Annotated in this window: 14 protein-coding genes; 6 read left to right on the top strand and 8 right to left on the bottom strand. The window is 73.1% G+C overall.

Features of this window, described 5'->3' with window-relative positions:
• Positions 1–124 precede the first annotated feature (124 nt).
• From ABZV93_RS24470 to ABZV93_RS24450, 5 genes are all read right to left on the bottom strand, one after another.
• Positions 125–1,147: a Gfo/Idh/MocA family oxidoreductase gene (locus ABZV93_RS24470; RefSeq protein ID WP_354940107.1), complete on the bottom strand. Its 1,023-nt coding sequence runs from the start codon at positions 1,145–1,147 to the stop codon at positions 125–127.
• Positions 1,144–2,166 (bottom strand): Gfo/Idh/MocA family oxidoreductase, encoded by a 1,023-nt coding sequence (locus ABZV93_RS24465; RefSeq protein WP_354940104.1) that lies wholly within the window; start codon positions 2,164–2,166, stop codon positions 1,144–1,146. The genes ABZV93_RS24470 and ABZV93_RS24465 overlap by 4 nt, the downstream gene beginning before the upstream one ends.
• A 139-nt stretch (positions 2,167–2,305) precedes the next feature.
• The gene (locus tag ABZV93_RS24460; RefSeq protein ID WP_354940101.1) at positions 2,306–3,214 is read right to left on the bottom strand and encodes a Gfo/Idh/MocA family oxidoreductase; all 909 of its coding nucleotides are present in this window, start codon (positions 3,212–3,214) and stop codon (positions 2,306–2,308) included.
• Between the two features lie 53 nt (positions 3,215–3,267).
• Positions 3,268–5,688, bottom strand: a complete 2,421-nt coding sequence (locus ABZV93_RS24455; RefSeq protein WP_354940098.1) for a helicase — start codon at positions 5,686–5,688, stop codon at positions 3,268–3,270.
• 372 nt (positions 5,689–6,060) lie between these two features.
• Positions 6,061–6,909 (bottom strand): DMT family transporter, encoded by an 849-nt coding sequence (locus tag ABZV93_RS24450; protein WP_354940095.1) that lies wholly within the window; start codon positions 6,907–6,909, stop codon positions 6,061–6,063.
• Between the two features lie 98 nt (positions 6,910–7,007).
• Between ABZV93_RS24450 and ABZV93_RS24445 the strand changes: the two genes are divergently transcribed.
• Complete coding sequence (locus tag ABZV93_RS24445) at positions 7,008–8,237, top strand: GNAT family N-acetyltransferase (protein ID WP_354940092.1); 1,230 nt, start codon at positions 7,008–7,010, stop codon at positions 8,235–8,237.
• A 30-nt stretch (positions 8,238–8,267) separates the two neighbouring features.
• On the opposite strand, the gene ABZV93_RS24440 is transcribed toward ABZV93_RS24445, so the two are convergent.
• Both ABZV93_RS24440 and ABZV93_RS24435 read right to left on the bottom strand, forming a co-directional pair.
• Positions 8,268–8,729, bottom strand: a complete 462-nt coding sequence (locus tag ABZV93_RS24440; protein ID WP_354940089.1) for a ribose-5-phosphate isomerase — start codon at positions 8,727–8,729, stop codon at positions 8,268–8,270.
• A 66-nt stretch (positions 8,730–8,795) separates the two neighbouring features.
• On the bottom strand, positions 8,796–9,971 hold the full coding sequence (locus ABZV93_RS24435) for an ROK family transcriptional regulator (protein ID WP_354940086.1): 1,176 nt from the start codon (positions 9,969–9,971) through the stop codon (positions 8,796–8,798).
• A 215-nt stretch (positions 9,972–10,186) separates the two neighbouring features.
• Here ABZV93_RS24435 and ABZV93_RS24430 point away from each other — a divergent pair, with 215 nt between their 5' ends.
• From ABZV93_RS24430 to ABZV93_RS24415, 4 genes are all read left to right on the top strand, one after another.
• Entirely contained in the window at positions 10,187–11,569 is a 1,383-nt protein-coding gene (locus ABZV93_RS24430) for an MFS transporter (RefSeq protein WP_354940083.1), read from the top strand.
• Positions 11,566–13,233: a beta-N-acetylhexosaminidase gene (locus ABZV93_RS24425; protein ID WP_354940081.1), complete on the top strand. Its 1,668-nt coding sequence runs from the start codon at positions 11,566–11,568 to the stop codon at positions 13,231–13,233. Before ABZV93_RS24430 ends, ABZV93_RS24425 begins: the two co-directional genes overlap by 4 nt.
• A gap of 44 nt (positions 13,234–13,277) precedes the next feature.
• Positions 13,278–14,564, top strand: a complete 1,287-nt coding sequence (locus tag ABZV93_RS24420; RefSeq protein ID WP_354940078.1) for an MFS transporter — start codon at positions 13,278–13,280, stop codon at positions 14,562–14,564.
• Between the two features lie 176 nt (positions 14,565–14,740).
• On the top strand, positions 14,741–17,899 hold the full coding sequence (locus ABZV93_RS24415) for a M36 family metallopeptidase (RefSeq protein WP_354940075.1): 3,159 nt from the start codon (positions 14,741–14,743) through the stop codon (positions 17,897–17,899).
• 197 nt (positions 17,900–18,096) lie between these two features.
• Here the strand turns inward: ABZV93_RS24415 and ABZV93_RS24410 are convergent, their stop codons facing one another.
• Positions 18,097–18,726: a DsbA family protein gene (locus ABZV93_RS24410; RefSeq protein ID WP_354940072.1), complete on the bottom strand. Its 630-nt coding sequence runs from the start codon at positions 18,724–18,726 to the stop codon at positions 18,097–18,099.
• A gap of 210 nt (positions 18,727–18,936) precedes the next feature.
• Between ABZV93_RS24410 and pepN the strand changes: the two genes are divergently transcribed.
• Positions 18,937–21,492 carry an aminopeptidase N gene (gene pepN, locus ABZV93_RS24405; RefSeq protein ID WP_354940069.1) on the top strand — a complete coding sequence of 852 codons (2,556 nt, stop codon included), beginning with the start codon at positions 18,937–18,939 and terminating at the stop codon, positions 21,490–21,492.
• Position 21,493: the final 1 nt, after the last annotated feature.

The following is a 21,493-nucleotide window of genomic DNA, read 5'->3' as shown; positions in this document are numbered from 1 at the left end:
TTCCACCGCGCGGTGAGCGGACCCGGCCCGGGCCGACGCGGTCACCACGCAGAACGGCGACGGCCCCCACCGCGCGGGTGGGGGCCGTCGCCGACAACCAGGCTGTGTGACGTACGCGAAGGGCCTACGCGATCTCGAGGGGGAGCTTCACCGGCTGGCCGGTCTCCGCCGACTTGTACGCAGCGAACGCGATCTCGGTCGCGCGGTAGCCGTCCCAGCCGTCCGGGTGCGGTGCGGTGCCCTCCCGGATCCCGGACACGAACGCCTCGACCAGGCCCGCGTCGGCGTTGCCGCCCCACGGCGTCCACGACGCGCTCTGCGGACCCTGCCGCCCCGGCCCGTCGGAGTAGACGTTGATGGTCTGGGCGAACGCGTCCGCGGAGGCGACGCCGTCCTCCCCCACGATCTCCATGGTGACCGCGCCCCACGTCGGGTAGGACTTCGGCTTGCTCCAGCTGCAGTCGATGGTGGCGACGGTGCCGTCGGCGAAGGTGACCGCGATCGTGCCGGCGGTCTCCACCGGCAGGTCGGGGTAGAGGATCCGGTTGTGCTGGGCGTAGACCTCGACGGCCTCGGAGCCGAGCATCCAGCGGAGCAGGTCGGCCACGTGCACGGTGTGGTCCATCACCGCGCCGCCGCCGGCCAGCTGGGGGTCGACGAACCAGCCGCCGGGCATCGTGCCCGGGTTGGTGCCGGCCACCGCGTGGATGCGGCCGAGCCCACCGGACCGGACGATCCGCTCCAGCCCGGCGATCGGCTGGGCGAACCGCACCGGGAACGCCGTCATCAGGTGCACGCCGGCCGCGTCACAGGCGTCGATCATCGCCTTGCCGTCAGCCAGCGAGGTGGCCAGCGGCTTCTCGCACAGCACGTGCGCGCCGGCCGCGGCGGCCTTCTCCACCAGCGCCCGGTGCCCGGCGTTCTCGCTGCAGATCACCACGCCGTCCGGGCCCCACTCGAGCAGCTCGTCGTAGGAGGTGGTGAACGGAATGCCGAACCGGTCCGCGAGCGGCTTGCCGCGCTCGGCGTTCTCGTCGGCGGCACGCAGCTCGACGCCGGGGATGCCGGCCAGCACCGACGCGTAGCCCGCGCCGTGCAGGTGGGCGAAGGACAGGATCCCGATCTTGACTGGGGTCGTGTTGGTCATGCCGACGCCACCTCCGCGGCCACTGGTGCGCTTCCTTCGTACGGGGTGGAGCTGACCGGCAGCTCGACGGCCTGCCCGGTCTGCGCCGAGGTGACCGCGGCGAGCGCCACGGCCAGGGCGGCGCGCCCGTCGTGGGCGGTCACCCGTGGTTGCGGTCCGCCCTCGATGGCGGCGCGGAACTCCGCCAGCTCGCGGGTGAACGACGAGCCGAAGCTGGACCCGGCGGCAGCGGCGAGCGTCCCCGGAATGGTCTGGACCACCGGGCGCTGGTCGGAGGCGTAGTCGATCAGCCCCTCGCTGCCGGCGAGTTCGTAGCTGGTGCGGAACGAGCCGCCCTGCCGGGCCCACGACGCGGTCAGGTGGGAGATCGTGCCGCCGACGTGGGTGAGGATGGCGTACGCGTGGGTCGGGCCGTTCTGCGGTCCGGCCGGACGCATCAGTTTGGCGTACACGCGGACGACGTCGCCGGCGATCCAGCGGGCGAAGTCGATGTCGTGGATCATCACGTCGCCGATGATCCCGGCCGAGCGGGCCATGTCGTGGTACCAGCCCTGCGGGTTGGGCATGCCGCCCTCGCGAGTGAACCGCATGACGCCGGGCCGGCCGATCCGCCCCGCGGCCACCGCGTCGCGGGCCGAGGCGTACTCGGGCATGAACCGCACCACCTGCGCGGTGAACAACGGCACGCCGGCCTGCTCCGAGGCCGCGATCAGCTCGTCCGCCTCGTCCAGCGTCCGGGCCAGCGGCTTCTCGCAGATCACCGGCTTGCCGGCGCGCAGCGCGGCCAGTGCCAGCGGTGCGTGCGTGTCGGTGGGCGTGCACACGTCCACCACGTCGACCGACCGCAGCAGCGACGCGAGGTCGGGGTGCACCTGCAGGCCGAGGTCCTCCTGCGCGACCGCCCTGGACTCGGGCAGCTCGTCGAAGCCGTGCAGCTCGACCCCCAGCTCCCGCCAACCGCCGATGTGCACCCGCCCGATGCCGCCGAGACCGACGACGCCCACTCTGGAGACCTTCACCTGTGGCAAACCCTTCCTTAGCCCGATCTCACCAGATCTGGTGCAGACCATATGCCTATCGGCCCGGCCACCCGAAGGGAAGGGCTGTCCGATGCGCGGACGGCCACCCCGCCCGGGCGCTCTCCGCGCCGCAGTCGTCTCAGGCGAGTACGTCGGCCAGGTGGACCCGGGCCCCGTCGGCCGCTGCGGACAGCTCGCCGGCCCGCAGGACGGCGAGAATCTCCAGCGTCTCGGCGGGCGGGACCGGCGGCACACCGGTGTGCACCATCTCCACCACCGCGCGCAACTGGCCGGTGTAGTAGGCGTCGGCGTCCTCGATCGCGATGGCGTGCCGGCCCTTCCGGGCGTGCACGGTGAGATGAAAACCACACGTCGCGTCGCGCAGAACCTGCACGACCGCGCTCGGGCCGCCGGGGCCGTAGCCGAGCACCGCCACGTCCCGCTCCGGCCAACTGGTCCGCTGCACCCAGCGCACACCGGGCCCGAGGACGGCGTACACCTGCTCGACGGCGTGCACGCCGTAGTGGAACCACTCCCCCGGACCGACGCTGACCACCGACGAGGGCTCCCCGAGGTCGGCGAGGTACGCCTCGTCGTCGGCGAGCTCCCGGGCGAACCGCAGCGCCGACGAGCTCGTCACCGGCACGCCCCGCTCGGCGGCGAGCCGGAACAGCGTCCGTGCCTCGCCGAGGCTCCGCGCCATCGGCTTGTCCAGGAACGCCGGCACCCCGGCGGCCACGAACACCCGGGCCTGGGGCACGTGGTGCCGGCCGTGCCCGGCGTCGTCGACGACGAGCACCAGGTCGGTCTGGTGGAGGAGTTCGGTCGGCTCGGCGACCACCCGGCCGATGTCGTACGTCGCGGCGAGGGTGCGGGCGCCGGGCTGGTCCGCGCGCACCTGCCCGCCCCACACCCAGGTGATCCGGGCGCCGGGGATGGCGGCCTGTTCGTTCAGGATCCGGGCGTACGCGCCGGCGTGGGAGGTGTCGACGCCGAGCAGGCCGATCCGCAGGTTGTCGCCCGCCTCACCAGACGCTGGACCGCTCATCCGCCGGCACCCCTCCACTTCCGAACCCGTGACCAAGGAGGCACTGTACGTCGTCAGCGCGTCACGTGCCGACTCTCGTGCTCGTCCTCGTGCCCGCATCCGCGGGCCAGGCGTGCCAGCACGTCCGGTAGCGGCCCGGTCGTGACCACTCCGAGCCTGCGGGTCGCCCGGGTGAGCGCGACGTACATGTCGCCCGCGCCGTGCGCGGGCGACAGGTCGTACGCACTGGACGTGTCGGGCCGGCCGGCCTCGAGGATCGCCGCCGGGTCGACCACGGCCACCGAGTCGAACTCCAGCCCCTTGGCCTGCGCCACGGTGAGCAGCGCGACCCGGGCGTCGAGGACGGCGGGGCTGCCGCCGAGCGCGACGTCGGTACGGGCCGCGCGCAGCTGCCGACCGAGCTCGGCGAACCGGGACTCCGGCACGATCACCGCCAGCCTGCCGGCCGGCACACCCCTGTCCGGGTGACCGGCCGAGTGACCGTCGCAGTGACCGTCGGGGTTCGCGCCGGGGTTCGCGCTGCCGGAGAACGCCTCAGCATCCAGCGCGGCGAGCTCACGGTCCAGCGCGGCGGTCACCGCGGGCGCGAGCCCGGCCTCGTCCACGCTCTCCCACCAGGGCTCGGCGCCGTCGCGGACCGAGCCGGGCGGCGCGGCGTCCGGGTCGATCGCGGCGAGTACGTCGGCGGCGAGTGCCATGATCGGCGCCGGCGTGCGGTAGTTGACGGTCAGGCGTTCGCGGCGCCAGCGTCCCGGCGCCCACAGGTCGAGCACCTCCGCCCAGGTCGCCGGAGCACCGGGCGCGCCGGCCTGGGCCAGGTCGCCGACCAGGGTCATCGACCGCGCCGGGCACCGCCGCATCAGCAGCCGCCACGCCATCGCCGGCAGCTCCTGTGCCTCGTCGACGATCACGTGGCCATACACCCAGCCCCGGTCCTCCAGCGCGTTCTCGGTGACCGGTCCGCCGGCCTCGCCGGCGCGGTAGCGGCGGACCACGCCCTCGGCCAGCGGATCGACGTCGTCGGAGGTGAAGTCGTCGGCGAACTGCTCGTACTCCTGCTGGAGCTCGATCCCGGCCCGGGCGTAACCGGTGTCCTCCGACACCTCTCCCACCTCCCGGCGTTCGGCGGCCGCGGCGGCGAAGACCGTACGGTCGAGTTCGCCGAGGTGTTCGGCGGCCTCGTCCAGCAGCGGGACGTCGGCCGGGGTCCACTGCTGACCGTCCGGCGGACCGGGGCGCAGCAACGCCGCCCGCTCGGCCGCGGTGAACGCGGGCGCCGCGGAGGCGATCAGGTCGGCGGAGCTGTAGAGGTCGGCGAGCAGCTCGGTCGGGGTGAGTTCGGGCCACCGGCCGTCGATCGCGGCCCGCACCTCCGGCGACCCGGCCAGCTCCCGGCGGATGTCCTCCACATCTGCGTCGGTGAGCAGGTCGGCACCCAGCCGGTCGACGGCCTGCCGGGTGAGCGCACCGAGGATGTCGCGGACGAAGTGCCGGCGGGCGCGGTTGGCCGGCTCGCCGTCGCGCGCGGATCGGGCCCGATCCCGGGCCCGCTCGCAGAGGGCACGGGACAGGACGTACGGCTCGCCGTCGACGACCAGATCCAGGTCGTTGTCGGGCACCCGCTGGCGGTCACGGACGGCCGCCGCCACCACGTCCGCCATCCGCGGGTCGCCCTTGACCCGCGCGGCGAGCGGCTCGTCCCGCCCGGTCGCGCTGACCCCCGGATACAGCTCCGCGAGCGTGGCGAGCACCACCTCGGTCTCGCCGAGGGAGGGCAGCACCTGGTCGATGTAGCGGGTGAACGTGGGATTGGGCCCGACGATCAGCACACCGCGCCCGGCCAGCCGCGCCCGGTGGGTGTAGAGGAGGTACGCCGCCCGGTGCAGCGCCACCACCGTCTTGCCGGTGCCGGGGCCGCCCTCCACCACCAGGATCCCGGCCAGGTCCGAACGGATCACCTGGTCCTGCTCGGCCTGGATGGTGGCCACGATCTCGTTCATCCGGCCGGCGCGGCCGGCGGTGAGGGACGCGAGCAGCGCCGCCTCGCCGGACAACTGCCGGCGTTCGGTGTCGTCCAGGGCGGCCAGGTCGAGCACGTCGTCCTCGATGCCGATCACCGTGCGCCCGCGGGTACGCAGGTGCCGGCGACGGCGGACACCGAGCCGGCGGGCCGGCGTCGCACCGTAGAACGCCTGCGCCACCGGTGCCCGCCAGTCGACGAGAACGGGCTCGTAGTCGTCGTCGAACAGACCGAGCCGGCCGATGTAGAAGCGGGTCTCGTCGTCGTTGTCGAGCCGGCCGAAACACAGCCCACGCTCGACGGCGCCCAGTTGGGAAAGCCGTCCGGTAAGGAGTTCGTGGTACGACTGGCGTTCGGACATCGACTGGTGGTTGAGCACGTGCTCACCGCGGTGGACGGCGTCCAGCCGACGCCGAGTGCGCTCACGGAGCGCGTCCAGCCGGTCGTACAGCATGCCGACATGGCCTTGTTCATAAGCGATCTCGGCATCGACCGAATTCGCGGCCGAACTTGACGCAGGGCGTGAATTCGGGCTAGAATTTGCGGAGTCGTTCGGTTCGAATTCTTCGGTGGACGCACGTGTGTGGGACAGTTTGGACACAGCGGACCTGGAATTCTCGGTCATTTCCCCTGCCGAATCGAAGTGGCGAAAGAAACAGCCCACGCTACCAAGCGTGTCGACTGTTCCGCCAGAGTCGAATTTCGGAAATCAGCATTTGTTTTCGTCCGCCGAATTCCCCGATATCGCTGCGCCGCGCAATGTGCTGTGTTATCGCACCACGCTCTGCCGGGTCGGGTCAGGCGCCGGATCAGGTCGCGTCAGGCGTCAGCCGCCGAAGTTCAGTAGAGCGATCCCGGTCGCGACCACCACGGTCGCCACGGTCCGCCAACGGCCGAACGGTTCCTTGAAGACGACGGCGCCGATCACCGCACCGACGATGACGCTGGTCTCCCGCAACGCCGCCACCGTGGCGAGAGTTCCGCGGCTCTGAGCCCAGAGCACGATGCCGTACGCCACCACCGCGCAGGATCCCGCGGCCAGGCCGGTGCGCCAGTTCACGCGTACGTCGGCCAGCAGGACAGCCCCGCGACGCTGCAGGGCCCAGCCGACCAGCACGCCGCCATGCAACAGGAACAGCCAGGCCGCGTACGCGAACGGCGTCCCCGACGCCCGCACCCCGAGGCCGTCCAGCACCGTGTACGTCGCGATCAGCAGCCCGGTGGTGGCGGCCGCGGCCAGCGCGGGGAGTTCGTCCCGGTGCGGCAGTCCGCGGGCGAACACCAGGCATCCCAGGCCCAGCGAGACCACCAGGACGCCGGTCAGCCCGACCGTGCCCAGCCGCTCACCCACCACCAGCGCCGCCACGATCGCGACCACCCACGGCGACATACCGCGCGCCAGCGGGTAGACCTGGTTGAACGCGCCGAGCCGGTACGACCGCATCAGCGCGACGTTGTAGAGGATGTGCACGCCGACCGAGGCGGCGAGGTACGGCCAGCCCGCCCGTGGCGGGACACCCACCCACGGCAGCGCCGCGGCACCGAAGACCACGAACGCCAGCGACAGCACCGTGACCGCGACCAACTTGTCGGTGATCGCGTGCGCGAGGGCGTTCCAGGTGGCGTGCAGGACCGCGGCGAGCAGGACGGCGGCGCCGATGGCTGTGGTGGACACGAGGTACGAGCCTGCCAGTAGCCCACTTCGAGACGCTGCCTGAGTCCGGACCACAATCCCCTCGCCTACGGCGTCGTCGGTCTGGTAGGCAGTGCGCCATGACGATCGAGGTACGCCCGCTCGGAGACGACGCGTGGCAGCAGGCGTTCACCATGATGGAGCTGTCGTTCGGGGAGACCTGGCCGCAGGACGCGGCGGAGGTCGAGCGGGCGAGGTTCGAGCCGGACCGCAGCATCGGCGCCTTCGTCGGCGACACGTTGGCCGGGCACGCCGCGATCTTCTCGTTCACGATGACGGTCCCCGGCCCGCGGGCGCTCGACGTCGCGGGGGTCAGCCTGGTGGGCGTGCTGCCCACCGATCGCCGGCGCGGGGTGCTCACCGCGCTGATGCGGCACCAGCTGCACGACCTGCACGAGTCGGGCCGGGAGCCGGTGGCCGTCCTCACCGCGTCCGAGCCGGCGATCTACGGGCGCTACGGCTACGGCTGCGCGACGCAGTGGGTGTACGCCGAGGTCGGCCGGGCGAAGCGGGCGATGCGTGCGGTGCCCGGGGCGGACGAGGTGACCATCAGGTACGCCGATCCGGAGAAGTCGCTGGACGTCTGCGCCGGCGTACGGGACGCGATCGTGCCCACCCGGCCGGGCTACTTCCGGCACAACGAGCCCTGGCGGCGCGGGGAGATCGCCGACCCGGAGAGCGAGCGCGGGGGCGCGAGCGCGCTGCGCTGCGTCCTGGCCGAGCGCGGCGGCGAGGTCACCGGGTTCGCGTACTACCGCAGCAAGTCCACCTGGGAGCCGGGCGGGCCGAACGGCACCACCATCGTGCAGCGGGTGCACGCGACCGACACCGCGTCGTACGCCGCGCTGTGGCAGTTCCTCGCCGACCAGGACCTGATGGCCAAGGTGACCCACCGCCGGCTGTCTCTCGACGACCCGCTGCTGACCTGGCTACGGGACTCCCGAGCCGCCATGGTCACCGTGCGGGACGGCATGTGGGCCCGGCTGGTCGACGTCGGCCGGGCGCTGTCGGAGCGGCGCTACACCACGCCGGTCGATGTCGTACTGGAAGTACGCGACGACCTGTGTCCGTGGAACGCCGGGCGGTGGCACCTGGCCGGCGACGAGTCCGGTGCCTCCTGCGGCCGGGTCGACCGCGAGCCCGACCTGGTGCTGGACGTGGTCGATCTCGGCGCGGCGTACTTCGGCCGGCCGGTGCTGGCGGCACTCGGCGCCGCGGGGTTGGTCGAGGAACGCACGCCGGGCAGCCTCGTCGCGGCCGGCCGGGCGTTCACCTCCGACGTGCTCCCCCTGCTCGACACCCCGTTCTGACGCGGCCGGGCGGGATGCGGGAGCGGGGAGTCAGTCCGGAACGACCCCGGTGTCCTCGTACTCGCGGAGCATCTCGATCCGGCGGGCGTGCCGGTCCAGGCCGGAGAACGGCGTCCGCAGGAACACCTCGATCATCCGGGTGGCCTCGTCCTCGGAGTGCATCCGGGCGCCGACGGAGATCACGTTGGCGTCGTTGTGCTCCCGGCCCAGCCGGGCGGTGTCGAGGTTCCACGCCAGGACGGCCCGGACGCCGGCCACCTTGTTGGCGGCGATCTGCTCACCGTTGCCGGAGCCGCCGAGCACGATGCCCAGGCTCTCCGGGTCGGCCACCACGCCGAGCCCGACCCGCAGGCAGAACGGCGGGTAGTCGTCCTCGGGGTCGTAGGCCGCCGGCCCGTGGTCGACCACCTCGTGGCCCTGCTCACCCAGCCAGCCGACCAGGTGCTGTTTGAGTTCGAAGCCCGCGTGGTCCGAGCCGATGTGCACGCGCATGCGGTCGAGTCTGGCAGCCGGGCCGGGCCGACCCGACGGCAGGCGACCCGTACGCGTGTCGCCGCCTCACCTGGCCGCGGGCAGACCGAACGTCTCGCGGTGCAGGTGGTCCAGCGCGACCAGGACCGCGCCGCGTACCACCGGGTTGCCGGACACGTCGCTGGCGGCGACCTCGGTGGGCAGCGGCAGGCGGGCCGCGAGCCGGCGGGCGACACGTTCGGCGAGGGCGGGACCACCGGCCTGGCCGACCGCGCCGGCGAGCACGACGTACCCCGGGTCGAGGACGGCGCACACGGCCGCCGCGCCGGTGCTGATCCGGTCGGCGAGGTCGTCGAGGAACGCCTCCGCCGCCGGGTCGCCCCCAGCTTCCGCGCGCTCCACAGCGCCGCCGACCAGCCCGGCCAGGTCGTCGATCGAGCCGGTGAGCCCGTGCCGCCGGGCGGTCTCGACCACGGCCGCACCACCGGCGACCTGTTGGTACGTACCACCGTCGGCCGGCACGTACGACACCTCGCCCGCTCCGCCGGAGGCACCCCGGTGCAGGCGCCCGCCGAGGACCACCGCGACGCCGATCCCGTCGCCCAGGGACACCAGCGCGAAGGTGTCCCGGCCCCGGGCGACGCCGAGGCGGTGCTCGGCCAGCCCGACCAGGTTGACCTCGTTCTCCAGCAGCACCCGCGGGCCGAATCGCTCGCGCAGACCGGGCAGCAGGTTGCCGTGCCAGGTGGGCAGGCTGACCGCGAACGCCACGTCGCCGGTCCCCGGATCCACCAGGCCCGGCGTACCCACCACGACCATGGCCGGTGAGTCGCCGGCGCGACCGGCGTCGGCGAGGGCACCGTCGAGCGCGTCGCGCACCAGCCGGTCCGGGGCGACCCGGGCGTCCTGGGCGACCACGGCGGTGCCGACGGGCTGCCCGGTGAGGTCGGTGACCACGGCGCGGACGTGGTCCGGGCGCACTTCCACACCCGCGACGTGCGCCCGGTCGGCGACCACGCCGTACAGCCGGGCGTTCGGGCCGCGGCGCTCGGCGCCGGCCTCACCGACCGGCGCGACCAGGCCGGCGGACTCCAGCCGCTGGACGAGGTCGGCGACGGTGGGGCCGGACAGCCCGGTGAGGGTACGCAGCTGGGTCCGGGTGAGCGGTCCGCGTTCCAGCAGCAGGTCGAACGCCAGCCGGTCGTTGATCAGCCGCGCGGTGTGCGGCGAGGCCGTCCGCGGAATGGTTCCACCCCTTTTCATAAGGAACCCTGCCTGTTAATTTCAGTGAAGCTAGCCCGCGCCCGGGCACCCGGTCAACCGTCACCGAACACCGAGCGCGCGGGGCGACACGTACTCGCGCACAGATCCAGCTCGCTGATCCGACGCGACGGCACCGGCGCCGCCGCTCACACTCCAGCCCGTTCTCGGGCACGTTCCCAGCCGCCCCGTTCCCAGCCACGTATCCGGAGGCCACGTTGTCAGCACGCCCGCGGGGCGCCGGCGGATCGCCGCCCGCGCAGGAGGCGGCCGCCGCGCTCCCCGACTCCCCGCCGAAGACCCGCCATCCGGTGTCGCTGGCGGTGTTCTTCGGCCTGGTCGGCTTCGTGCCGGCCAACTGGCTGGTCCGCGTACCGGACGTGAAGGCGCAGGTCGGCGCCTCGGCCGGTGACCTGGGACTGGCCCTGCTGTGCGGTTCGCTCGGCAGCCTGGCCGCCCTCACCGTGGCCGCCCGGCTCTGCGAGCGCTTCGGCACCCGCCGCGTGCTGGTGGTCGCCGGGTTCGCCCTGTGCGCGCTCCTCGTCCTGCCCGGCCTGGCCGGCTCGGTCCGCGCACTCGGTGCGGCGCTGGCGTTCTTCGGCGTGGCGCAGAGCACGTTCAACATCGCGCTCAACAGCACCGCGGTCGAGGTCGCCACCGCCAGCGGCAACCCGCTGATGCCCACCCTGCACGGCATCTTCAGCGTCGGAGGGCTCGTCGGCGCCGCGCTCGGCGGCCTCCTCGCCGACCACCTCAGCCCGGTGGTGCACCTCGGGCTCACCGCGCTTCTCGGTCTGGCGGTGACGGCGGCCGCCGGCCCCGCTCTGCTGCGCACGGGCCGGGCGACGGCGACGGCGACGAAGACGGCGGGCGCGGCCGGAGCAGCGGCCGCAGCCGCCGGCGACGGAGCGTCCGACGCCGACCGGGCGAACGCCTGGCGCCGCGTCCGGTGGATCGTCCTCGCCTTCGGGCTGGTCGCGGCCTGTACGGCGTTCGGCGAGTACGCCTCGAACAACTGGGCCGCCCTGCACCTGCGGCAGGACCTCGGCGCCACCGCCGCCGTCGCGGGATACGGCTACGCCACCTACGCCTGCGCCATCGCCGGCGGCCGGTTCCTCGGCTCCCGGCTGATCCGGCGGCTCGGCGAGACGGCCGTCCTGTCCGGCGGCTTCGCACTCGCTGCGGTCGGCGTCCTCGTCGCGAGCTGGGCGGGCCACCTGCCAGGCGGCGGTGGCCTGCCGGTCGCGTTCGCCGGGTACGTCGTCCTCGGGCTGGGCCTGGCCAACGTCTACCCGGTCTGCATCAGCCGGGCCGGCGCGCTCGGCGGGCCGCGCGGAGTGAGCCGGATCTCGATGTCGGCGAGCGTCGGCATCCTCAGCCAGGGACCGCTGATCGGGTTCGTCGCCGACCGTCGCGGCCTGCCGCTCGCCCTGTCCACCGTCGCCGTGCTCGCCGTCCTCGCCGCCGGCGTGGCGTTCTCCCTGCGCGGCTGGACCCGGCCCAGAACGCCGGCGACCGGCGCGGCCCCGGCGCACGCCGCACCCACCGAACCCACCACGCACACGACGTCCGCCACGTCGACCGAACGGAGCCAGCCGTGACCGACCGCTTCCAGACCCTGCTCCCCCGGCCCGGCTCGGCGGCCGCCGCCACCGGCGCGTACGAACTCACCGCCGGCACCGGCGTGGTGGAGACACCGGGCGCGGACGGCATGTCGCAGGTGGTCCGCGAACTCCTCACCTCGCTGCGGCTGCCGCTGCCCACCGTCGCCCAGGCCGGGCCGGCCGGTGCGGTGACCCTCCACCTGGAGCCCACCTCGGGCACCGCCGAGAGCTACCGGCTGCGCGTGCACGAACGGGGCGTCGACATCGTGGTCGCCACCGTAGACGGACTGGTCAACGCGCTGCACACGCTGCGGCAACTGCTTCCCGACGACACCTGGCGGGCGGCGCCACGCGCCGGCACCCGCTGGGTGGTCCAGTGCGGTGAGGTCACCGACGCACCGGCGCTGACCTGGCGCGGTGCGATGCTCGACGTGGCCCGGCACTTCTTCCCCAAGCGCACCGTGCTGCGGTACGTCGACCTGCTGGCCATGCACCGCTACAACCGGCTGCACCTGCATCTCACCGACGACCAGGGGTGGCGGATCGAGAGCCGCCGGCATCCGGAGGTGCACCAGGTCGGCAGCCACCGGCCGGCCACCCAGCTGAGTCGCGACCGCGCGGCGGGCCGCCACGACGGTACGCCGCACGGCGGTTACTACACCCTCGACGACCTCGCCGAGATCCACGCGTACGCACAGGAACGCGGCGTCACACTGGTGCCCGAGATCGACCTGCCCGGCCACTCCTCCGCGCTGCTCGCCGCCCGGCCGGAGCTCGGCGTCGGCGAGCACCGGGTCCTCACCGGCTGGGGCATCTCCGGCGGTGTGATGAACCCGCTGCCCGCGACGGTGGAGTTCGTCGGCGAACTGCTGGACGAACTGCTGGAGGCGGTACCCACGCCGTACGTCCACCTCGGTGGGGACGAGTGCGTGATCACCGATTGGGCGAACGACCCGGAGATCTCGGCGTACCAGAAGGAACTCGGCCTGGCCGCACCGATCGACCTGCACGGTCACTTCCTGCGCGCCCTCGGCTCGCACCTGAAGCGGCGGGGCGCCCGGATGGTGGTGTGGGACGAGGCGTTCGTCACCGGCGGGCTGCTGGACGACTCGATCGTGATGGCCTGGCGCGGCGACTCGGTGGCCCGCAAGGCGGCCGGTGCCGGCTATGACGTGGTGCGTACGCCGGTCTACCCGACGTACCTCAACTACGACCAGTCCGACCTGCCCGAGGAGCCGCTGTCGCAGGGCGGGCCGATCACGTTGCCGGAGGTGGCGGCGTTCGAGCCGGTACCCGCGGACTGGTCGCCGGTGGAGCGTTCGCGGGTGCTGGGGCTGCAGTTCCAGGCGTGGACGGAGTACATCGCCTCCGAGCGGCACCTGGACTACATGATGTTCCCGCGGGCCAGCGTGCTCGCCGAGGTGGCATGGAACGGCCGGCCGTCGACCGCCGGGGTGGATGGTGGGGACGACGTACTCGCCGCGCACCTGGACCGGCTGACCGCGGCCGGGGTGGAGTTCCGCCCGGCGGCCGGTCCGCACCCGTGGCAGGGCGGCGGCACCGGCGACCGGCGCCGCCAGTCCGGTTCGACGATGGCCGCCGAGATCGAGCTGCACGAGCGGATCTCCGAGCACGGCGACGTGGACACCTCCTCCACCTGAACGATCCGAATCACCCGACGCACCGACCCGAGGAGTTCTCACCCGTGTCACCCCGCGAGCTCCTGACCGGCGGCCGCCACCCGGTCACGCGGCTGTACCCGTTGACGGTGTTCTTCGCCGCCGACGGCGTGCTGTTCGCCAGTTGGATCGTCCGCATCCCCGAGATCAAGAACCAGGTGGGTGCATCGGCCACGGCGCTCGGGCTGGCCCTGCTGTGCATGACGGTGAGCTCGGCGGCGTCGATGTACTTCGCCGGCGGGCTGTGCGAACGCCTGGGCACCCGCCTCGTGCTCGTCGCGTCGTTTCCGCTGGTGTGTGCCGGCCTGGTCACACCGGCGCTGGCGCGTTCGGTGGTCGCCCTCGGCGCCATCCTGTTCGTGTTCGGTGCGATCTACGGCGTCCTGCTGGTCGCACTCAACAGCGCGGCCGTGGAGATCGAGGCGACGTCCGGCCGGGCGATCATGTCGCCGATGCACGGGCTGTGGAGCGTCGGCGGGCTGGTCGGCGCGGTGATCGGCGGCCTGCTCGCCGCGCACCTCACCTCCGTCGAGCACTTCGCCGTGGTCGCGGTGGCCGGCGTGCTGGTCGCGGTCTGCTTTGCCCGGCCGATGCTGCTCACCGGCACCGACCAGCCCGTACGCCCGGACGGCATGGCCGACGGCACTGCCGGCCCGGCGGCGAAGGCGACGGCGAGGAAGCACGAACCGGGACGGCAGGCCGCGCGCACTCCGATCAGCCTCGCCGTCGTCCTGCTGGGTGTGGTCGCGTTGTGTACGGCCTACGGCGAGGGAGCCATCGGCGACTGGACGGCGCTGCACCTGCGGGAGAACCTCGGCGCGGCGGCCGGTGTGGCGGCGTACGGCTTCGGCGTCTACTCGGTGGCGATCGCAACCGGGCGGCTGACCGGCGGGCGGCTGATCGAACGGCTCGGCGAGACCAGGGTGCTCAGCGGCGGAGCGGTCCTCGCCGCCGCCGGAGTCCTCACCACCGCGTGGGCCGGCAGCCTCGCGGTCGCCTTCGCCGGACTGCTCGCGGTCGGGCTGGGGCTGGCGAACATGTTCCCGGTCGCGATGGCCCGGGCCGGCGCGATCGGCGGACCTCGTGGAGTCGGGCTGGCCTCCACCATCGGCAACACCGGGATGCTGGCGGGGCCGCCGCTGATCGGGTTCCTCGCCGACCAGGTGGGGCTGCGGTCGGCGCTGAGCACGGTGGCGGTGACGGCTCTGGTCGCGGCGATCATCGGCCTGGTCCAGCGGTCGCTGCGTGGCCGGGCGGAAGAGCCGGGCTCCCCGGCGAAGGTCGCGGCGGCCGAGCCTGCCCACCGGCGCTGACGCCTCCGATCCATCTCCTGAACACATTTCGGTCACGCTGAGTACATTTCTCGGCGTTTCGACCTCGTAGCGTGACGTCCTCGTGAAATCTTCGTCCGCGTAGGCAGTCGATCTCTTCCCCATTCGGCTTACCGAAGGTGGTGCCATCCCAGCGGGCCGGCGCCAGGAGGAGTGCCATGCGCGCACAGCGCCAGACCCGCCGATCCGCCCCGACGGGCCGGCTCGCCCGGACGATCCGGACAGCTGCGCTCGTGCTCGGGCTGCCCGCGGTCGCGATCGGTGGTCTGAGCCTGCCGTCCCCCGCCGTGGCCGACGAGTCCACCGGCGAACCCGCGGACAGACCCAGCCCGGTCGGTACGGCCGGCGCGACCGGCACGGCCGGCGTGCTGGCGCTGGACCGGCCACTGGTGAGCGAGGACCGCGACGTACGCCACGGCCAACTGATCCCCTCGCGCGCACAGCGAACCGCGGCACACCGGCTGGCGGCGACGGTGCGGTGGACGAGGTTCGCCACCCCCGCCGAGATCACCCGGGTGGACGGTCCGCTGGCGACCGGCCTGCCCGGCGGCTCCCGGGTCGAGGTGGCGCGCGGCTTCCTGGCCGCCAACCGTCTGCTCTTCCGGATGTCCGCCGACCGGGTGCGCGACCTGGAGGTCGTCCAGGACTCCAGGCTCACCGACGGGCTCACCGACGGGACCGGCCCGGGGGCTTCGGCAGCACAGGACGTGGTCGCTTCGGCTGTGCCGGACGAAGACGCACCCGCCGTACGGGACGCCGGTCGGGCGGGCGTGGTGACCTTCCGGGAGCGGTTCGGCAGCCTGCCGGCCGGAGCCGGTGGCCTGGTCTCCGTGGCGGTGGCCGGGAACCAGGTCGTCTACGTCACGTCCTCGGCGTACGGTGACGCGGCTCCCCCGCCGCCCGCACGGCTGACCCCGGTCCAGGCCTGGCTGCGCGCGGCCGCCGACGTGGGGCGGGTGGTCAGCCCCGGCTCGGTCGGCCTGCTCGACCGCCCCCGCGACCGGCGCCGGTGGACGACGTTCACCGTGGTCGGCATGGCGCAGGCCCAGCAGGCCAGGCTGGTCGCGGTCGGCGTGCCCGGCCGGGGAGTGCGACCGGCGTACGAGGTGAACGTCGTCGACGTCCAGGGCGGTGAGGCGTACGCCGACACCTCGTTCGTGGACGCGGTGACGGGTGCGGTGCTGGTGCTCCACCACCGGGTCGACCACCTGGGCACCGAGGACGCGCGTCCGGAGTACAGCCCACCGAGCAGCGCGGACGCGGCGGTGAACAACGCCGCCCGCACCGCACCGGCGTGGTACGACCTGCTCGTCCCTCCGGCCGTCGTGCAGCGCACCGTCGCCGGTCCGGGCGCCGGCTTCACCGACAGCTGGCACCGGTCCCGGTGCGCGTCCGCCACCCTCGTGCCCGGTGGCAACGACGTCGACGCGGCGGTCGCGAACGTCTTCTCCCTGCATTCACGGCTGCACGACTGGACGTACGCGCTCGGGTTCGACGAGGGCCGGGGGAACCTCCAGCAGGTCAACCCCGGCACCCCCGGCACCCGAGCCGGCCTGGACGGCGACCGCGAACTCGGGCACGTGCAGACGGCGGCGGTCAGCGGCGGCTTCCCGACCTTCACCGGCCGTAACGGCGCCCACCAGGTGACCCTGCAGGACGGGCTGCCGGGGATCGCCGGCCACTACCTCTTCCAGCCGGTGGCCGCGCAGTGGTACGGCCCCTGCGTGGACGGCGCCTTCGACGCCGGGGTGGTGGCGCACGAGTACGCGCACGCGATGGCCAGCCGGCTGGTCGGCGGACCGGACGCCGGCATCACCACCGTCGCCGGCCGGGCGGTCGCGGAGGGCTGGGCCGACCTGGTGGCGGCGGAGTTCCTCGCCGAGACCGGCACGAGGACGTCCCCGGAGGCGCGCTCGACGACCGGCCCGGCGGAGAGCGCGGCGATCGGGGCGTACGTCGCGGGCAGCGACTGGCGCGGCGTTCGCAACTACCGGATCGGCACCGCCCCGCTCAACTACGGCAACGTCGGCTACGACCCGGCCGGCGGGCTGGCCGCCGACGGAGAGATCTGGTCGGCGGTCAACTGGGACATCCGCCGGGCGCTGGTGCGCAAGTACGCCGCGACCGCCCCGCCCGGTGACCGGGCGCTGCAGCGGTCGTGCGCCCGCGGCGCCCTTCCGGTCACCAGGTGCCCGGGCAACCGGCGCTGGATCCAGCTCCTCGTGGACTCGATGTCGCTGCAGCAGAGCAGCGTCTCCATGCTGGGCGCCCGTAACGCGCTGCTGGCCGCGAACCGGCTGCGGTTCGGCGGGGCCGACCTGCCGGAGCTGTGGGAGGCGTTCGCACGGCGCGGGTTCGGCGCCCGGGCCACCGCGCCGGGCGGGGACCGTCGCGGCGAGCCCGACTTCACCGTGCCGGGATTCGTCCGCCCCGCCGCCGCGCACGTACAGCTGGTGATGGCGGCGATCGCCCGGCCTTACGGCCGATCGGTCGCCGGTGCCCGGATCCACGTCGGGAGGTACGCCGACCCGTCCACTCCGGTCGCGGACACCGATCCGGCGACGACCCGAGGGATGACGGTACGGCTCCTGCCGGGACGCTACGAACTCACCTGGAGCGCACCGGGCTACGGCATGGGACACACGACCGTGACGCTGAAGGCCGGTCGTACCCGCCACCTCACCCTCTACCTGAACCCCAACCTCGCGTCGGCGGCCAACGGCGCGCGGGTGCTGCCCGGCGGTTCGTCCCACGGGCAGGAGGCTGCCCAGCTGGATGCGCTGGTGGACGACCGGGAGTCCACGGCGTGGTCGGTCACCGGACAGCGACCGGACGCACGGGGTACGACGGTCACGGTCGACCTGGCCGGCTCGGCACCTCGATGGGTGCGTTCGGTGCGGGTCAGCGCGGTGACCACGGACCGGTTCGCGGCCCTGCGGAGGTTCGCGGTGGAGACCTGCGCGCAGGTGCAGGGTGGCCCGCGGTGCGACGGACCGCACGGCCGCTGGACCCGGATCCTCGCCCCAGCCGCCGGACCCGCGTTCGACACCGCCCGGCCCCGGCCGATGCGGCCCGACCTGGGCTTCCGTGACTTCGACGTACGTGATCGGCGCGCCACCCACCTGCGGCTGGTCGTCCTGGACACCCAGTGCACCGGCAATCCGGCCTACCGCGGCGAGCAGGAGGCCGACCCGTTGGCCACCTCGAACTGCCTGGCGTCCGCCGAGGCCGGCGACATCGCGGTAGCCGAGCTGATGGTGTACGGCGCCGACCGGCACACCCGGCACGCTCCCACCCGATCGGCGGTGTGGAACTGATGCCGGAGCTGACGCCGGGCCAGGCGGACCTCGAGGCGCACTCGAGACCGGAACCGAAGTCGGCACTGAAGGTCAACCTCAGGGTGAGACTTTGGCCCCGATGAACGCTCCCGGGGCCCTGGCCTGCGCTCGGACGCCCAGGGCCCCGGGAGGCTCCAACCGGACCAGTCGAAGACCAGTCGGAACTCGGCCGAAGGTCAGTCGAAGACCGGTCCGCGGGTACGGCTGCGCTTCAGCTCGAAGAAACCGTCGGTCCCGGCGACCAGCCGTACGCCGTCCCACAGCTTCCCGGCGTCCTCACCGCGCGGAATCGGCGAGACGACCGGACCGAAGAAGGCCGAGCCGGCCACGCTGATCACCGGCGTGCCGACCTCGTACCCCACCTGGTCCATGCCCTCGGCGTGGCTCTTGCGCAGTGCCTCGTCGTAGTCGGTGGACCCGGCGGCCTCGACGAGTTCGGCCGGCAGCCCGGCGGCCGCCAGCGCTTCCTCGTACGTCGCACGCTCGCGCGGCTTCTTCTCGTGGTGGAAGCGGGTGCCGAGCTCGGTGTAGAGCCGGCCGAGCACCACGTTCACGTCGGCGCCCTCCTGCTCGGCCCGCTGCGCCGCCGCGATCGCGATCCGCACCGGTCCCCAGGCGCTGTCCATGGACTTCTTGTAGTCCTCGGACAGGTCCCGCCCGGAGTTCAGGACGGCCAGGCTCATCACGTGCCAGCGGGTCCGCACCGGCCGTACCTGCTCGACCTCGAGCATCCAGCGGGACGTGATCCACGCCCACGGACAGATCGGGTCGAACCAGAAATCAGCGGTCTCGAGCTGCTCGGCCATACCTGCTCCTCCTCGTGTTCTGCCGCTCACGGTGTTCGGCCGGTCACGGCGCCGTGCCGTTCACGGGCGACGCGCCGTTCACGGGCGACGATCGGCCCCGAACGAATCCAACCCGCCCCGCCCCGGCGGCATTCCCCGAACGCCGCGACCGCGCGCCACCTGCCCGATCTCGGTCGCCGCCTCCGGGCCGCGCGTGGAAGGATGGCCGGCATGCCAGGCACGAACCTCACCCGCGACGAGGCCCGTGAGCGCGCCCGTCTCCTGTCGGTCGACGGTTACGACGTACACCTCGACCTGACCACCGCCACCGACCAGCAGGCCAGGACGTACTCGTCCACGACGGTGCTCCGCTTCACCAGCACCGAGTCCGGGGCGAGCACGTTCGTCGACCTGATCGCCCCCACGGTCCGCGAGATCACCCTCAACGGCCGTTCGCTGGATCCCGCCGACGTGTACGACGGCTCCCGGATCACGCTGACCGACCTCGCCGCCGACAACGAGCTGCGGGTTGTCGCCGACGCCGCGTACATGAACACCGGTGAGGGACTGCACCGCTTCTTCGACCCGGTGGACGGGCAGGCCTACCTCTACACGCAGTTCGAGGTGCCGGACGCCCGCCGGATGTACGCGACGTTCGAGCAGCCGGACCTGAAGGGCACGTTCGCGCTGACCGTCACCGCGCCCAGCTCCTGGCGGGTGGTGTCCAACTCCCCCAGCCCCGAGCCGGAGGCCGCGGGCGAGGGCGTGTCGGTGTGGCGGTTCGCCGCGACCCCGCGGATCTCGACCTACATCACCGCGCTGGTTGCCGGGCCCTACCACGTGGTCCACGACACCTACACCGGTATGCACGCCGAGATCCCGATGGACGTCTACTGCCGCGCCTCGCTGGCCGAGCACCTGGACGCCGAGGAGATCTTCGACGTCACCAAGCGCGGGTTCGCGTTCTTCGAGGAGCTGTTCGACTACCCCTACCCGTTCGCGAAGTACGACCAGCTGTTCGTGCCCGAGTACAACATGGGCGCGATGGAGAACGCCGGCTGCGTGACGATCCGCGACGAGTACCTCTTCCGCAGCCGCACCACCGACGCGTCGTACGAGGCGCGGGCGGTGACGATCCTGCACGAGCTGGCGCACATGTGGTTCGGCGACCTGGTGACCATGCGCTGGTGGGACGACCTGTGGCTGAACGAGTCGTTCGCGACGTACGCCAGCGTGCTGTGCCAGGTCGAGTCGACCCGCTGGTCGCACGGCTGGACGACGTTCGCCAACACCGACAAGACCTGGGCCTACCGCCAGGACCAGCTTCCCTCGACGCACCCGATCTCCGCCGACATCCGCGACCTGGCCGACGTCGAGGTCAACTTCGACGGCATCACCTACGCCAAGGGCGCGAGCGTCCTCAAGCAGCTGGTGGCCTGGGTCGGGCGGGATGAGTTCTTCGCCGGGCTCCGGCACTACTTCAAGGCCTACGAATGGCGCAACGCCACCCTCGACGACCTCCGGGAGGCGCTGGAGGAGACCAGCGGCCGCGACCTGGACTCCTGGAGCCGGGAATGGCTGGAGACGGCCGGGGTCAACACGCTGCGCGCGGAGTTCGACGAGGACGCCGAGGGGAACTTCGGGTCGTTCGCGGTGCTGCAGTCCGCGATCGCCGAGCAGCCCACGCTGCGCTCGCACCGGGTGGCGGTCGGCCTGTACGACCGCACCGACGAGGGCCTGGTCCGCCGTGACCGGGTGGAGCTGGACGTCGTCGGCGAGCGCACCGAGGTGCCGCAACTGGTGGGTGCCCGCCGTCCGGACCTCGTTCTGCTCAACGACGACGACCTCACCTACGCCAAGATCCGGCTGGACGACCGGTCGCTTTCCACCCTCGTCGACCACATCGGCGACCTGACCGACTCCCTGCCCCGGTCGCTGTGCTGGACCGCCGCGTGGGACATGACGCGCGACGCGGAGCTGGCCGCCCGCGACTACCTCGCGCTGGTGCTGAGCGGGGTCGGCAAGGAGCCGGACATCAACGTCGTCCAGCTGCTCCTGCGCACCGCCGCCACGGCGGTGGAGATGTACACCGCTCCGGAGCGGCGGGAGGAGGCGCGCCGGGCGTTCGCCGCGGGCGTGCTCGCGCTGGCCCAGGACGCCGAACCCGGCAGCGACCACCAGCTCGCGCTCGTCCGCTCGTTCGCGTCGGCGGCCATCGACGAGCACGCCGGCTACCTCGGTGACCTGCTCGAGGGTGCGGTCGTCCTGGACGGCCTGGCCGTCGACGCCGAGCTGCGCTGGCTGCTGGTGCAGAACCTCGCCCGGCTGGGCGCGATCGACGACGCCCGGATCGACGCCGAGCTCGAACGCGACGCCACCATCAAGGGCCAGGAGGCCGCCGCGCAAGCCCGGGCCTCGCTGCCCACGGCGGAGGCGAAGGCCCGCGCCTGGGAGATCGCCGTCGACCGCGACGACGTACCCAACCAGACGCAGTTCCGGACCATCCGCGGCTTCTGGCAGCCCGCCCAGGAGGAGCTGCTCGCGGAGTACGTCGACCGCTACCTCGACGCGGCCGGCTGGGTCTGGGACCGCAAGGCCAACGAGATGGCGCAGTACGTCCTGATCGGGCTGTTCCCGCGTCAGCTGGCCACGCAGGACACGGTCGACCGGGTGCGTGCCTGGCTGGAGGAGAAGCAGCCGGTGCCAGCCGTGCGGCGGCTGGTCGAGGAGGGTGTCGCCGACATCGAGCGTGGGCTGCGGGCGCAGGAGCGCGACGCGCACGCCTGAG

It is taken from the genome of Actinopolymorpha sp. NPDC004070, assembly GCF_040610475.1.
Lineage (GTDB): Bacteria > Actinomycetota > Actinomycetes > Propionibacteriales > Actinopolymorphaceae > Actinopolymorpha.
This window is presented reverse-complemented; position numbering and strand designations above follow the sequence as displayed.

Excerpts from the sequence above, each read along its gene's own strand:
- ABZV93_RS24445 (WP_354940092.1), top strand. The coding sequence starts at position 7,008 with ATGACGATCGAGGTACGCCCGCTCGGAGACGACGCGTGGCAGCAGGCG.
- pepN (WP_354940069.1), top strand. The coding sequence starts at position 18,937 with ATGCCAGGCACGAACCTCACCCGCGACGAGGCCCGTGAGCGCGCCCGT.
- ABZV93_RS24435 (WP_354940086.1), bottom strand. The coding sequence starts at position 9,971 with ATGAAAAGGGGTGGAACCATTCCGCGGACGGCCTCGCCGCACACCGCG.
- ABZV93_RS24460 (WP_354940101.1), bottom strand. The coding sequence starts at position 3,214 with ATGAGCGGTCCAGCGTCTGGTGAGGCGGGCGACAACCTGCGGATCGGC.
- ABZV93_RS24415 (WP_354940075.1), top strand. The coding sequence starts at position 14,741 with ATGCGCGCACAGCGCCAGACCCGCCGATCCGCCCCGACGGGCCGGCTC.
- ABZV93_RS24455 (WP_354940098.1), bottom strand. The coding sequence starts at position 5,688 with ATGCTGTACGACCGGCTGGACGCGCTCCGTGAGCGCACTCGGCGTCGG.
- ABZV93_RS24470 (WP_354940107.1), bottom strand. The coding sequence starts at position 1,147 with ATGACCAACACGACCCCAGTCAAGATCGGGATCCTGTCCTTCGCCCAC.
- ABZV93_RS24410 (WP_354940072.1), bottom strand. The coding sequence starts at position 18,726 with ATGGCCGAGCAGCTCGAGACCGCTGATTTCTGGTTCGACCCGATCTGT.
- ABZV93_RS24440 (WP_354940089.1), bottom strand. The coding sequence starts at position 8,729 with ATGCGCGTGCACATCGGCTCGGACCACGCGGGCTTCGAACTCAAACAG.